Genomic DNA, 12,181 nt, shown 5'->3' with positions numbered 1-12,181 from the left:
GCTTACCTAACTACCCTCTCGCCAGGCCCGCCACAGTCGTGCGTAGCGGCCGCCCAGGGCCACCAACTCCTCGTGCGTCCCCTGCTCCACGACCCGCCCCGCATCCAGCACGGCGATCCGGTCCGCGGCCATCGCCTGGGTCAGCCGGTGCGCCACGAACAGCGTGGTCCGGCCCGCACAGGCGGCGAGCACGCCCCGCTCCAGCTCGGCGGCGCCCTCACTGCCGGCCTCCGCCGTCGACTCGTCCAGGACCACCACCGGAGACCGGGCCAACACCAGCCGGGCCAGGGCGATCTGGGCGACCTTGGTGACGTCCAGGCGCTCGCCGCCCTCGCCGACCATGGTCCGCAGCCCGTCCGGCAGCGCGTCGGCCCACACCCCAGCGCCGACCGTCCGCAGCGCGTCCGTCAGCTCCGCGTCGGTCGCCTCCGGCGCGGCCAGCCTCAGATCGTCGGCGAGCGGACCGGAGAACACGTGCGTCTCCTGCGTCAGGATGCTGACCAGGGCCCGGGCCCCGGCCTCGTCCAGACCTGCGAGGTCGTTCGGCCCGATCCGCACCGAGCCGGACTGCGGGGTCCCGATACCCGCGATCAGTGCGGCGAGGGTCGACTTGCCCGCACCCGTCGCCCCCACCAGAGCGAGTGAGCCACCGGCCGGGATCGTCAGACTGACGTCCCTCAGGACCGGATCCTCGGCATCGGGATAACTGAACGTCAGCCCCTCCACCGTCACTTGGTACGGAGCGGATTCCGCGGGCGCCACGGTGACGTCGCCGACCAGGCGGTCCTGCGCGCCCTCCCCCAGCACCCCGACCAGCCGGGTCAGGCTCGCACCCGACTTCTGCGCCTCGTCGAACGTGAACATGATGGCGCCGAGCGGCGTGAACAGCCGGTGGAACATCAGCGGGGCGGCCGACACCTCGCCGAGCGTGGCCGCATCGCCTTCCAGCAGGGCGTATCCGACCAGGAGGATCAGGACCAGCCCGATGAACTCGGCACGGTTCTCCCTGCCGACGAAGCGGCCGAAGAACCGGAACACCTCGATGCCGAGTTCGCGCACCCGCCACGACTCGCTCGTGACCTTCTCGCGGAACGCGCCCTCCAGGCGGTAGGCCCGGACCGTGTCGATCCCGTTCAGACCACTGATCAACGCCTGAGCCCGGTCGGCCTGGGCCGCCCGCTGCTCCCGGTAGAGCGGCGCGGACCGGGGGAGGTACCAGCGCAGGGCAAGCGCGTACGCGGGCAGCGCACCCGCGCCGGCCAGGCCGAGCCGCCAGTCCAGCCCGAACATGCCGGCCGTGGCGATGACGACCAGCACTCCCGCCGTGAACACGGTAGGGATGGCCGACCGGATGCCCCGGGACAGGACAGCCACGTCGTCACCCACCCGGGAGAGCACGTCTCCCCGGCCGACCTGTTCGATCCGCGCACTCGGCATGCCCAGCACCGCGCGGACGGCGCTCTCCCGCAGCCGGGCGAGCAGGTCCGCGCCCAGCCGCCCGATCAGGTACGTCGATCCCGCGGTGGCCGCCGCTCCGAGCAGCGCTGCGGCCACCATCAGCACCCCGATCCTGACGAGGAGCGAACGCGACTCGCCCTCGACCACCCCGTCGACCACCTGGCCGAGCAGAAGTACCGGGAGCACCTGGAGCGCCGCCCCGGCGACCGTGGTGAGCACGGTGGCGGTGGCCAGCCACGGCACCTCACGGCAGTGTGCCGTGATCCACCTGGTGGCCTCACCGCCGGTCGCCGTGCGCAGGGTCGCCGGGGCGGAGCGGGTTCCGGTGGCGCTCACACGCGCGCCGGTTCGAGCCGGCCGAGAGTATCGGCCGACGTCACTGGTCGACCGACTTCACGAGCTCGTCGATCGCGTACGGCATCGACAGCAGGGTGCCCTGGGAGATGGCCGCGCCAACTGCCGGCCCCTCGCTGTCGAGCAGGTACGACACCTTGCCCTCCTTGACCACGGACAGGTTGCTGAAGAGCTCGGACTTCTTCAGCGCCTCCTGGTCCGCCTTGTCGTTGATGACGAAGACGCGGTCGACATCGACGAGGTCCATGCGCTCCGGGGAGAGCTTGGTGTAGAACGAGCCGCCCGCGATCTTGTCGATCTCCGTCGCACCCTTGTAGCCGATACCCGTCACCAGCCGCCCGCGCACGTCGGTGGTGGTGAAGGGCGCCACGGACTTCTCGTACCAGGACAGCGCGACAGCGGTCTGCTTCGCGAACTCCGGGTGGGCCTTGGCTGCCGCGTCGAGCTGCGTCTGGACACCCTTCACCATCGCGGTGCCTTCGGCCTCCTTGCCGAGCGCCTTGGCGATGTGGAGCGCGTTGTCCTGCCACGACGCGCTGAAGGGTTCCTTCTCGGCCTTGGTGCGGCCCACCGTCGGGGCGATCTTCGACAGCTTGTCGTACGCGGCCTGGTCGACCTCGGAGTAGACCGCGATGATCAGGTCCGGCCGAAGTGCGGCGATCTTCTCGTAGTTGGGGCCCGCGTCACCGTTCTTCATGATGACCTCGGGGCGGGCGTCGCCCCACTTGTCCTTCACCCAGGGCCACTGGGTGTTGATGTCGGGCGTCTTGCCCGCGGGGTTCGGGTACTGGTCGACCATGCCGACCGGCTTGATCCCGAACGCCAGGATGGTCTGGTCGTCCGTGTAGCCGACCGAGACGACCCGCTCGGGCGCCTTGGTGATCTTCGTGGATCCGAACGCGTGCTCCACGGTGACCGGGAACGCGCCGGAGGCGGCGGTCGGGGCCTTGCCGCTCGCCTTGTCCGTGTCGTCCGTCGAGTCTGAACCGCATCCCGCCAGGAGGCCGATGCCGAGGGCCGCGGCGGACACCGTCGCCGCCAGCCGCCGCCAGGGCTTCGTGAGCATCGTTCTATGGGTGAGCATCCGGAATCCCTTGCTTTCGCACTGTCCACTGACCCCCGTGTAAGGGCAGCCAAACCTTACCCCGACCGAATGAGGGCAGCCTAGCCTAACTGGCGTATTCCCCCTGTCCGAAACCTAGTTGAGATGTACGTGGGTGCGGCCGATCGGCACGATGAGAGGCCGGTCGCCGACCGGGTCGTCGATCACCATGGCACGCAGCCCGAACGCCTCGTGCAACAGCTCGGCGGTGATGACGTCCCGCGGGTGCCCCTGCGCCAGGATCGCCCCCTCCCGCATCACGACGAGGTTGTCGCTGTACCGCGTGGCCAGATTGAGGTCGTGCAACACCATGACCACGGTGCATCCCGACTCGTGCAGGTCGTCCACCAGGTCGAGCACATCGATCGCGTGCGCCAGGTCCAGGTAGGTGGTCGGTTCGTCCAGCAGCAGCAGGTCGGTGCCCTGAGCCAGCGTCATCGATATCCAGACGCGCTGGCGCTGTCCGCCGGACAGCGAGTCGACGGGACGGTCGGCCAGATCGGACACCCCGGTCATGGCCAGAGCCTTCTCCACGACGCCCGCGTCGTCCGACGACCACTGCCGCAGCCAGCTCTGGTGCGGATGGCGCCCCCTGGCGACCAGGTCGGCCACCGTCAGCCCCTCAGGGGCGACGGGAGCCTGCGGAAGCAGGCCGAGCTTCTTCGCCACGTCCCTGGTCCTGAGCGCGGCGATGTCCTCGCCGTCCAGCACCACCGCACCCTTGGCCGGCCTGAGCAGACGTGTCAGGGTGCGCAACAGGGTCGACTTCCCACAGCCGTTGGGGCCGATGATCGTGGTGATCACGCCTGGCGGGATCGCGACGTCCAGACCGTCGATGACCGTCCGGCCCCCGTATCCGACCGTGACACCTCTGGCCGCCAGCCGTGAAGTGTCCCTGCCCACCGACTCGACCTCGGTGGTGGTGTGGTGAACGGCCACAGGCCCTCCTTTCTCCGGGTGGTCCAACTCGTCTGTCAGCTATCTGAGGTTCGCGCGCACCAGCAGATACACAAGGAAGGGGCCGCCGATCGCGGCGGTGACCACACCGACGGGGAGGGAGACCGGCAGCGCCGAGCGCGCGACCAGGTCGGATCCGATCAGCAGCAGTGCGCCGACCAGTCCGGAGGCCACCATCGGCGGTGTGGGGCATCTCGCCAGACGCATCGCCACCTGCGGCGCCACCAGCGCGACGAACGGGACCGGGCCCGCCGCACTCACCGCCACCGCGGCCAGCAGCACCGCGCACAGCAGCAGGACGGCCCTGATCACCGTGTACCGGACGCCGAGGCCCGCGGCGACCTCGTCCCCGAGGTGCATCGGCTTGAACTGGAACGCGACGCAGGCCACGACGACCATCAGGAGGAGCGAGCACCAGAGCGCCACCCCGACCTCGTCCCACGACCGGTTGTCCAGCGAGCCGACCAGCCACGCCTGCGCCCGGGCCACGTCCCTGATGTCCGCCGAGACCAGCAGCCATGTCGTGATCGCCTCCGCCATGGCGCTCACCGAGATACCGATGAGGATGAGCCGGAAGCCGTCGATCCCCCGCCGCCACGCCAGGAAGTACACCAGCAGCCCTGCCCCCAGGCCGCCCGCAAGTGCCGCGGCCGACACCCCCACGGCACTGACGACCGCCGCGGCCGTCCCGCCCGACACCGTCACCAGGAAGACCGCGACCACGCTCGCGCCCCCGGTGATCCCGAGAATGTCCGGGCTGGCCAGGGGGTTGCGCGCGACGGACTGGGTGATCGCTCCGGACACGCCGAGCGCGATCCCGACCACGAGGCCGGCCATGGCGCGCGGCATACGCAGATCCATGATCACGAACTCGTCGATCTGCTCGCCCCTGCCGAGGATCGTGGCGATCACCCGGGTGAGGCCGATGGGGAAGTCCCCGACCCCGATGGAAAAGCAGAACACCAGGAAGACCGCGGCCGCCAGCACCAGCGTGACCAGCACGATCCAGGGCCGCCATACGAACGACACCTGGCCGAACCGTACGCCGGGCGCCAACGAGGGCTTCGTCTCTGTCACGTTCATGCGCTCCTGAACTTTCCACGCCACACCAGAGCCGCGAAGAACGGCGCGCCGAGGACGGAGACAACGACACCCGCGTCCAACTCTCCGGGCCGCACCACCAGTCGGCCCACGATGTCGCAGACCAGGAGGACGACGGCACCGAGGAGCCCCGCGTACGGAACCAGCCAGCGGTAGTCCGGTCCGGTCAGATAGCGGGCCACATGCGCGACCATGAGCCCGAGGAACGCGATGGGGCCGCACGCCGCGGTCGCCGCGCCCGCCAGCAGGGTGATGGCGAGGATGCCGACCGTCCGGCTCAGCGCGATGTTCACGCCCAGCCCCCGCGCCACGTCGTCGCCCAGGTTCAGCAGGTTGAGCGAGGGCAGCATGGCGAGGGCGAGCACCAGCCCGACGGCGACGAACGCGGTCACCGGCCAGATGACCTCGAAGCCGACGCCCGCGACGGACCCGGCGTTCCAGAACCGCAGCGCGTTCAGCGCCTTCTGGTCCGACAGCGCGACCGCGGTCGTCATGGCGGCGAGGAACACGGTGATCCCCTGACCGGCCAGTGCGAGCGTCAGCGGGTTGCCCGCGCCCCTGCCGACGCTCGCCAGGCCGAACACGACGACACCGGCGACCGCCGCCCCCAGGAAGGCGAACCAGACGTACTGGAACGGACTGCTGAACCCGAACACGGCGATCACCGACACCACGGCGAACGAGGCGCCCGCGTTCACCCCCAACAGCCCCGTGTCCGCAATCGGGTTGCGCGTGTAGCCCTGGATCAGCGAGCCGCCGACTCCCAGGGCGATGCCCGCGACGACGGCGAGCACCGTCCGGGGCACCCGCACGGTCTGCACGATGAGCCGGATCTCGGTGAGCCGCTGGTCGGGCTCCGGCCCCGCGAACAGTCCGTGCCACACCTCGGCGGGACTCAGCGCACGCGCACCCACGGCCAGGGACACCGCCCCCGCGGCCAGGAGGATCACCAGCAGCACCCCGAAACCCACAACCCGCCTCCGGCGGGCCGTCGTTGTCCCCCTGGGCACGGGGCGCTCAACTGCAGTCGTGCTCATGTCGACGTACGCTATCCCTTTGATCCACTCGGACGACACGGCGGTACGGAACCGGTGGCCGGTCCGCACCGTGTCGTCGCATCGTCTAGCGGGGCGTGCTGCCCGCTCCGCCGGCGACCGGCCGCGCCCCGTCGGAAGCGGGCCTGACGCCCCGTTCGAGCAGCGAGTCCAGGATCTCCCCGACCCGGATCGCGGTGTTGGACAGCAGCGCCGACGTGATGCCGTGCGTGTGCTCCGTACCTCCCTGGAGGTAGATGCCGCAGCGCAGACCGGAGTCCGTCGCGATGCGGTAGTCCCGCTCGACGCGGACGCGGCCCTGGTCGTCCCGCAGGCACCGGTCCGCGACATCGCCCAGGAGTCCGAGGGGGTCGGCGGGGCTGTAGCCGGTGGCGAGCACCACGACGTCGGCGTCCAGGACCGTCTCCTCACCCGTGACGAGGGACCTCACACTGGCACGGACGTGGTCGGGCGTCTCCTTGACCTCTTCGAGCCGCGACACGTTGAGGAAGCGCAGCCGCTCGGTGCCGAGCACCTTCTCCTGGTACATCTGGCGGTACAGGTCGTCGATCAGGTCGATGTCCACCACGGAGTAGTTGGTGTTGCCGTGGTAGTCCATCAGCCTGCGCTTCACGCCCTCGGGGGCGGCGAAGTACTCGTCGACCGCCCCGGGGTCGAAGATCTTGTTGGCGAAGCTGCTGTCGTCGGCGGGGCTGTAGCCGTAACGGGAGAAGACCGCGCAGATCTCGGCCCCGGGGAAGCGGCGGTGCAGATAGGCGACATTCTCGGCGGCGCTCTGTCCGGCGCCCACGACCACGAACCGCGAGGGCGAGGTGCCCTCCAACGTGTCGACCTTCGCCAGCAGTTCGGAGTTGTGCCAGATCCGGTCGCCGCGCTCCACGCCCTCCGGCACGAGGGGGCGCAGCCCGGTCCCTATGACGAGGTTGCGGGCGCGGTGAACCGTGAGCCCCTCCCCCGACCGGACCGTGACGTCCATGTACTCCACGGCTCCGTCGTGGACTACGGGTGTGACACCGACGACCTCGTGATCGTAGGAGACCATGCTGTCGACCTGCGCCGCGGCCCACTCGAAGTAGTCGTGGAACTCCACCCTCAGCGGGAAGAGGTTCTTGTGGTTGATGAAGTCGATCAGCCGCCCCTTGCTCTGCAGATAGCAGAGGAAGCTGAACTCGCTGGAGGGGTTCCGGAGCGTCACCAGGTCCTTGAGGAAGGACACCTGCATGGTCGCGTCATCGATGAGCATGCCGCGGTGCCAGCCGAATCGCGGCTGCTGCTCGAAGAAGTGAGCACTGACCGCCTCCTGGGTGCCGCTGCGTGCGTTGTGTTCGCTGATCGCGATCGCCATGGCCACATTGGACGGCCCGAAGCCGATACCAATGAGGTCGTGGACCGGTGGTGCGTCGCCAGGACGAACCTGTGACATGTCACTCCCATCGTGCGGGGAAGCCGCCTGTCAGGTGGGGGGAACTGCGAAAGACGGGCACGCCGACGGAGTGGCCCGATTGAACTTAGGTGAGCCTAAGCTAATCCTGTGAAGCTGTCGATAGGCCTGAAACGGACAACCGGGGCATCAAGGGCGACCAACTCGGGTTCTGTGTGCACCCGTTGCCAGATTAGGTAAGGCTTGCTTTACTGACTGTCGCTCCATTCCTACGCTGAGGAGGAACCCCATGCGGGTCGTCATGTTCGGTTACCAGACCTGGGGGCACCGCACCCTGCAAGCCCTCCTGGACTCCGAGCACGACGTGGTGCTGGTCGTGACGCACCCGAAGAGCGACCACGCGTACGAGAAGATCTGGAGCGACTCCGTCGCCGACCTCGCCGAGAAGCACGACGTCCCGGTGCTGATCCGCAACCGCCCCGACGACGAAGAACTCTTCGAGCGCCTCAAGGAGGCCGACCCGGACATCATCGTGGCCAACAACTGGCGGACCTGGATCCCGCCGCGCATCTTCGCCCTCCCGCGCCGCGGCACGCTGAACATCCACGACTCGCTGCTGCCGAAGTACGCCGGCTTCTCACCGTTGATCTGGGCCCTGATCAACGGCGAGCAGGAGGTGGGCGTCACCGCGCACATGATGAACGACGAACTCGACGCCGGTGACATCGTCCGGCAGGAAGCGGTCCCGGTCGGACCGGCGGACACCGCCACCGACCTCTTCCACAAGACCGTCGACCTCATCGCCCCGGTCACCACGGGCGCACTCGACCTCATCGCCTCCGGGCAGACCGAGTTCACCAAGCAGGACCGCTCCCGGGCAAGCTTCTTCCACAAGCGCTCGACCGAGGACATCCGCATCGACTGGACCTGGCCGGCACAGGACCTCGAACGCCTGGTGCGCGCCCAGTCCGCGCCGTACCCCAGCGCCTTCGCCTTCCACAAGGGCAAGCGCCTGGAGGTCCTCGACGCCGTGGTGTCACAGGCCCGCTACGGCGGAACGCCCGGCCGGATCTTCTACCGCGAGGGCGAGGGCGTGGTGATCGTCGCCGGCGCGGACGCCCGCACCGGCCGCAACCACGGCCTGGCCGTGACGCGCGTACGTACCGAGGACGGCCGGGAGATGCCGGCGACGGAGTACTTCACCTCCATGGGCGGCTACCTGACCAGCCGCCCCTGACGCGCCAGTGCGCTGCCGCGTGCGGGACCTTCGGATCCCGCACGCGGTGGCACGACCCGTCCCCCCTCACGAGCACGGCCCGGCCCTCGCCCGTAGGCCACCTTCTTCGTGATTCCATGAATTGCGAATCTCTGCAATTCACTACATGCTGTGCTGATCGTGTCCGCCGCCAGCCGCGGACGCAGCACGCATGAAGCCCTGGGGTACCGGGGTGGTGAGGGGAGTTCGCGACCGTGCCGGTTCCGCTGTACCAGGCCAAGGCCGAGTTCTTCCGCATGCTCGGGCATCCGGTCCGCATACGCGTACTCGAGCTGCTCCAGGACGGTCCCATGCCGGTACGGGACCTGCTCACGGCGATCGAGGTGGAGCCCGCGGCCCTGTCGCAGCAGCTCGCCGTGTTGCGCCGCTCGGGCATCGTGTCGTCGGTCCGTGAGGGCTCGACGGTGGTGTACGAGCTGGCCGGCGGGGACGTGGCGGAGCTGATGCGGGCCGCGCGCCGGATCCTGACGGAGATGCTGACCGGGCAGAACGAGCTATTGGCCGAGCTGCGGGACGCCCAGGCCTCCGCACAGTGAGCAGGACGGCGCCGGGCGGGCGTCCGGCCCGTGCGGGTGGTGTCCGGTGAGCGACCGGCCGAAGGCACTCCCGCTGCGGCACGTGCTCACCCTGCCCACGATGGGGGCGGCGGTCCGGATCGCCCGCGAGACCGCCCAGCAGGTCCTGGCGGAGTGGGGCGTCAACGGTGGGCATCCATGCGTGGACCCGGCGCTGCTGATCCTCTCTGAACTGGTGACCAACAGCGTCCAGCACGCCGCCGGCCTGTCTCCGACGGTCACCGTGATCTACGCGGCGGATGCGGACACGTTCGCGTTCGCCGTCCACGACCGCCATCCGTACCGGCCCCCGCTCCTGTCAACGGTCACCGCGGGCGATGCCACCGGGCTCGCCACCGTCATGGAACTCACCCTCGGCCTGGGCGGGACCGCAGTGGTCCGGGGCGACGCGGACGGCGGAGGGAAGAGCATCTGGATCACGCTCCCCCTGTGACCGGCGGACGGCCCGGACAGCACCCCGCAGCGACACCACACCTGAGCAGGAGACGCTCAGGAACGAACAAGGCAAGGAAGACACCATGAGCGACGCAACCGAGGCACTTCCCCCGTGTCCCGAATGCTCCGGCGCGTACACCTATGAGATGGGCGCGCTCCTGATCTGCCCCGAGTGCGGCCACGAGTGGTCACCGACGACCACCGGGCCCCCGGAAGGCGGCACGGCCGAGAGCGCGGACCGCACCATCAGGGACGCCGTCGGCAATGTGCTCACCGACGGCGACACCGTCACCGTCGTCAAGGCCCTGAAGGTCAAGGGCGGCCCGAGCGGGATCAAGGCCGGCACCAAGGTGCGCAACATCCGTCTCGTGGACGGCGTGGACGGTCACGACATCGACTGCAGGATCGACGGGTTCGGCTCCATGCAGCTCAAGTCCAGCGTCGTCAAGAAGGTCTGACCGGCACCGGCACCGCTGGCGAAGGCAGGCGGTGCCCTCCTCGGCCGAGGAGGGGACCCGCGGCCCCAGGGTCATCCGGTACGGCCGGGGCGGGGAAGATGTCCCCATGGCGAAGAGTTCTCGGTGGACGCGATGCGCGGTGCACACACGACAACGGCCGTCCGGTGCCCCGGCGGCCCCTGCCGGTGTGAGGAGGATGCGGTGAGCGCGCCTCTGTACCAGCTGAAGGCGGAGTTCTTCAAAACCCTCGGCCACCCGGTCCGGATCAGGGTGCTGGAACTTCTCAGCGAGCGTGAGCACGCCGTCTCGGAGATGCTGACCGAGGTCGGTGTAGAGGCGGCCCACCTCTCACAGCAACTGGCCGTCCTGCGCCGGGCCAACCTCGTCGTCCCCCGCCGGGAAGGCTCCACCGTCCACTACTCGCTGGCCAATCCGCAGGTCGCGGAGCTGTTGCGGGTCGCGAGAAGCATCCTGTCCGGCGTGCTGACCGGCCAGGCCGAACTCCTGGCCGACCTCAAGGCCACCGAACCCGGCTCCGTGCCGCCGGTCCGTCGCCACAGGTCGTCCCGGGCCATGCGCGAGTGACCTGGGGCTCGATCTCGGTGTTCGTCGCACGGACCCACCGCAGGTCTCCCGCCCGCCTTTCCCCAGGGCGCCGGGGTCCCGCCCACCACAGCGCGCCGGCCTGAAGGCGGCAGGGACGTCCGTCCGGCCCAGGGCCATCAGGTGCCGGCGGACGTCGCGCGGGCACCGCCCTGCCGCACCGTGGAACCCGCAGCTCCGTGCGGCGGATCGCCAAATCCCTTGGTGCCCAGCGGATTCGGGGCGAGAATCGCCGGATGCGTGAAGCAGTACTGTCCGACGGAATCGTCACTCTCTCCCCCCTGCGCCTCGACGACGTGGATGCCCACCTCACCGGCGAGGACGAGCTGCTCGTTCGCTGGCTCAACGGCGGTCCGGAAACGCGCGAGAACGTCGAGACCTACTTCCGGCACTGCCGGGATCAGTGGGACACCGCCGGGCCGCTCCGCGCCTTCGGTATTCGGGCGGGCGCCGGCCGGACACTCGCGGGAACCATCGACCTGCGGTTCGCGGAAGACTGCTTGGATCCCGGCCAGGTGAACATCGCGTACGGCCTCTACCCGCCCTGGAGGGGACGCGGGCTGGCAACCCGCTCGGTGCTCCTGGTGTCCCGGTACGCGGCGAGCGAGGGCGGGGAGGAGGCGGTGATCCAGGTGGATCCGGAGAATCTCCGATCCGGCGCAGTCGCGCGGCGGGCGGGGTTCACCCACACCGGGAGGACACGGACGAAGGACGGCACGTGGTTCGACCGGTACGTCCGGGACCTGCGCACCGATGCTCCCGCCGTCTGACGGCTCGGTCAGATCGCCATGAAGCAGGGCAGGTCGCCCGGGTGCACGGCCCGCGCTACGCCTGAGTGGTGAGGTGCTGTTCCGCAGCCAGCACCGCGTCGTGCGCGCAGGTTCTGCCCAGAAGTACGCACAGGGTGTACGCGGCGTCGTCCAGTGCCTGCCGCGCCCGCATGTCGGACGGAGCGGCGGTCAGCCGGGACCGGCAGCCACGGAACTCCTCCAGTACCTCCGCGGTCCGGGCACGGCTCGGCATCAGCCCGATGCCCGCCTCCCGGGGCGACACGGTACGGGCCGTCGCCACGGCCCGGTGCAGTGCCCGCTCCACACGCGCCGGCATCGCGACGCCGCGTGAGTGGGCGGCCATGGCGGCAGCCACCTCGGCCGACGTGATACCCGCGGCCTTCGCCGCCGCGCCCAGTACCCGCCTCGCGTCCCGCGCCGAACACGGAGTGACCACCATGACCGTGCCGACCGCCCACGCGGCCCTGGGCTCGTCGATGGGGGGCTGTGCCGCGGACACCGCCACTTCGGGTGAGGCGCGCCTGCCGCCGGACTCGGGGTTGCAGGTCATGCGAGCAGACATCATCAGGGCCATTTCTCGACGAGGCCACGGAGGAGTTCCGTGACGACCGACGGGGGACATACCGGTTGTCGCG

The 12,181-nt window shown here is 69.7% G+C and carries 13 protein-coding genes; 6 read left to right on the top strand and 7 right to left on the bottom strand.

What is annotated here, in order from left to right:
* Positions 1 to 6: 6 nt before the first annotated feature.
* From ABT025_RS13745 to ABT025_RS13720, 6 genes are all read right to left on the bottom strand, one after another.
* Complete coding sequence (locus ABT025_RS13745) at positions 7 to 1,794, bottom strand: ABC transporter ATP-binding protein (RefSeq protein ID WP_350993407.1); 1,788 nt, start codon at positions 1,792 to 1,794, stop codon at positions 7 to 9.
* Positions 1,795 to 1,834: 40 nt separating this feature from the next.
* Positions 1,835 to 2,896, bottom strand: a complete 1,062-nt coding sequence (locus ABT025_RS13740) for an iron-siderophore ABC transporter substrate-binding protein (protein WP_350993405.1) — start codon at positions 2,894 to 2,896, stop codon at positions 1,835 to 1,837.
* 114 nt (positions 2,897 to 3,010) lie between these two features.
* On the bottom strand, positions 3,011 to 3,853 hold the full coding sequence (locus tag ABT025_RS13735) for an ABC transporter ATP-binding protein (protein ID WP_350993403.1): 843 nt from the start codon (positions 3,851 to 3,853) through the stop codon (positions 3,011 to 3,013).
* Between the two features lie 39 nt (positions 3,854 to 3,892).
* On the bottom strand, positions 3,893 to 4,954 hold the full coding sequence (locus tag ABT025_RS13730) for a FecCD family ABC transporter permease (RefSeq protein WP_350993401.1): 1,062 nt from the start codon (positions 4,952 to 4,954) through the stop codon (positions 3,893 to 3,895).
* Positions 4,951 to 6,009 carry a FecCD family ABC transporter permease gene (locus ABT025_RS13725; RefSeq protein ID WP_350993399.1) on the bottom strand — a complete coding sequence of 353 codons (1,059 nt, stop codon included), beginning with the start codon at positions 6,007 to 6,009 and terminating at the stop codon, positions 4,951 to 4,953. Before ABT025_RS13725 ends, ABT025_RS13730 begins: the two co-directional genes overlap by 4 nt.
* An 85-nt stretch (positions 6,010 to 6,094) precedes the next feature.
* The gene (locus ABT025_RS13720) at positions 6,095 to 7,450 is read right to left on the bottom strand and encodes a lysine N(6)-hydroxylase/L-ornithine N(5)-oxygenase family protein (RefSeq protein ID WP_350993397.1); all 1,356 of its coding nucleotides are present in this window, start codon (positions 7,448 to 7,450) and stop codon (positions 6,095 to 6,097) included.
* Between the two features lie 247 nt (positions 7,451 to 7,697).
* Here ABT025_RS13720 and ABT025_RS13715 point away from each other — a divergent pair, with 247 nt between their 5' ends.
* The 6 genes from ABT025_RS13715 (at position 7,698) to ABT025_RS13690 (ending at position 11,525) form a co-directional block, all read left to right on the top strand.
* Positions 7,698 to 8,645, top strand: a complete 948-nt coding sequence (locus tag ABT025_RS13715; RefSeq protein ID WP_350993395.1) for a methionyl-tRNA formyltransferase — start codon at positions 7,698 to 7,700, stop codon at positions 8,643 to 8,645.
* 233 nt (positions 8,646 to 8,878) lie between these two features.
* Positions 8,879 to 9,220 (top strand): ArsR/SmtB family transcription factor, encoded by a 342-nt coding sequence (locus ABT025_RS13710; protein ID WP_350993393.1) that lies wholly within the window; start codon positions 8,879 to 8,881, stop codon positions 9,218 to 9,220.
* Positions 9,221 to 9,320: 100 nt separating this feature from the next.
* Entirely contained in the window at positions 9,321 to 9,692 is a 372-nt protein-coding gene (locus ABT025_RS13705; protein ID WP_502971941.1) for an ATP-binding protein, read from the top strand.
* A gap of 85 nt (positions 9,693 to 9,777) precedes the next feature.
* Complete coding sequence (locus ABT025_RS13700) at positions 9,778 to 10,152, top strand: zinc ribbon domain-containing protein YjdM (protein WP_350993389.1); 375 nt, start codon at positions 9,778 to 9,780, stop codon at positions 10,150 to 10,152.
* Between the two features lie 201 nt (positions 10,153 to 10,353).
* A complete protein-coding gene (locus tag ABT025_RS13695; RefSeq protein WP_350993387.1) occupies positions 10,354 to 10,737 on the top strand; it encodes an ArsR/SmtB family transcription factor in 384 nt (127 codons plus the stop codon).
* A 254-nt stretch (positions 10,738 to 10,991) separates the two neighbouring features.
* Positions 10,992 to 11,525, top strand: a complete 534-nt coding sequence (locus tag ABT025_RS13690) for a GNAT family N-acetyltransferase (protein WP_350993385.1) — start codon at positions 10,992 to 10,994, stop codon at positions 11,523 to 11,525.
* Between the two features lie 55 nt (positions 11,526 to 11,580).
* On the opposite strand, the gene ABT025_RS13685 is transcribed toward ABT025_RS13690, so the two are convergent.
* Positions 11,581 to 12,096, bottom strand: coding sequence for a DUF5133 domain-containing protein (locus ABT025_RS13685; protein ID WP_350993383.1), 516 nt, complete (start codon positions 12,094 to 12,096; stop codon positions 11,581 to 11,583).
* Positions 12,097 to 12,181 lie beyond the last annotated feature (85 nt).

Origin of the sequence: Streptomyces sp. NPDC002809, assembly GCF_040295435.1 — a bacterium.
Taxonomy (GTDB): Bacteria; Actinomycetota; Actinomycetes; order Streptomycetales; family Streptomycetaceae; genus Streptomyces.
The sequence above is the reverse complement of the archived record's forward strand: the minus strand, read 5'-3'. Positions and strand labels throughout refer to the sequence as shown.